This window comes from Staphylococcus rostri, assembly GCF_002902145.1.
Classification (GTDB): domain Bacteria; phylum Bacillota; class Bacilli; order Staphylococcales; family Staphylococcaceae; genus Staphylococcus; species Staphylococcus rostri.
The window spans coordinates 1-1605 of sequence record NZ_PPRF01000109.1; the positions used below are offsets into that span (position 1 = coordinate 1).

Genomic DNA, 1605 nt, shown 5'->3' on the forward strand with positions numbered 1-1605 from the left:
TCGCTAATGCATCCTTAGCTGCTTGGTCTGCTTGTTTCGCTTCCTCTACAGCTTTTTCTGCGTCCGCACGTTGTGCATCAATATCGTCAGCTACGCCATTTGCGTCTGCGTCATTCACTTCTGGGATTTCAATACCAGTCAACTTATCAAGCTCTGATGGTAAGTCGCCTTTTTGGTCTTCTGGTAACGCATTGACCTTGTCAGTAGCCTCGTCTTTCTTAGCTTGTGCTTCTTCTTGAAGTTTTTCTAACTCAGCTTTTTCTGCTGGTGTAATTAATCCGTCTTCTTCCGCTTTAGCCAACGCATCCTTAGCTGCTTGATCCGCTGCTTTTGCTTCTTCTACAGCTTTTTCTGCTTCTTCACGTTGTGCATCTACATCGTCAGCTACTCCATTTGCGTCTGCGTCGTTCACTTCTGGAATTTCAATACCAGTCAACTTATCAATTTCTGACGGTAAGTCGCCTTTTTGATCTTCCGGTAACGCATTGACTTTTTCTTCCGCTGCCGCTTTTTTATCAGCTGCTTCTTGAGCTGCTGCCTCTAACTCGGCTTTTTCCGCTGGTGTGATTAAGCCGTCTTCTTCCGCTTTCGCTAATGCATCTTTTGCTGCTTGATCCGCTGCTTTTGCTTCTTCTACAGCTTTTTCCGCATCTGCTCGTTGGGCATCAACATCATCAGCTACGCCATTTGCGTCTGCGTCGTTCACTTCTGGAATCTCAATGCCAGTTAACTTATCAAGTTCTGATGGTAAGTCGCCTTTTTGGTCTTCCGGTAACGCATTGACTTTATCAGTAGCCTCGTCTTTCTTAGCTTGTGCCTCGTCTTGAAGTTTTTCAAGCTCTGCTTTTTCCGCTGGTGTGATTAATCCATCTTCCTGCGCTTTCGCTAATGCATCTTTTGCTGCTTGATCCGCTGCTTTCGCTTCCTCTACTGCTTTTTCCGCATCTGCTCGTTGCGCATCTACATCGTCAGCTACTCCGTTTGAATCTGCATCGTTAACTTCTGGAACTTCAATGCCAGTTAATTTATCTAACTCAGCTGGCAAGTCGCCTTTTTGGTCTTCTGGCAACGCATTGACCTTGTCAGTAGCCTCGTCTTTCTTAGCTTGTGCTTCTTCTTGAAGTTTCTCAAGCTCTGCTTTTTCTGCTGGTGTAATTAATCCATCTTCATTTGCTTTTGCTAATGCATCCTTAGCTGCTTGGTCTGCTTGTTTCGCTTCCTCTACAGCTTTTTCAGCATCTGCTCGTTGGGCGTCTACGTTGTCAGCCACACCGTTTGCGTCTGCGTCGTTCACTTCTGGAACTTCGATGCCTGTTAACTTATCAAGCTCTGATGGTAAATCGCCTTTTTGATTTTCTGGTAACGCATTGACTTTATCTGTCGCTGTCGCTTTTTTGTCAGCTGCTTCTTGAGCTGCTGCCTCTAACTCAGCTTTTTCTGCTGGCGTGATTAAACCGTCTTCTTGTGCTTTTTGTAACGCGTCCTTAGCTGCTTGGTCTGCTTCCTTAGCCTCTTCTACAGCTTTTTCCGCATCTGCTCGTTGGGCATCAACATCATCAGCTACGTCATTTGAATCCGCATCGTTCACTTCTGGAATTTCGATGC

Annotated in this window: 1 protein-coding gene; it reads right to left on the reverse strand. The window is 45.7% G+C overall.

Annotated elements, in window-relative coordinates:
- Nucleotides 1-1605: GA-like domain-containing protein (locus CD122_RS12040; RefSeq protein WP_206167767.1), on the reverse strand; the 1605-nt coding region annotated here is incomplete at both ends.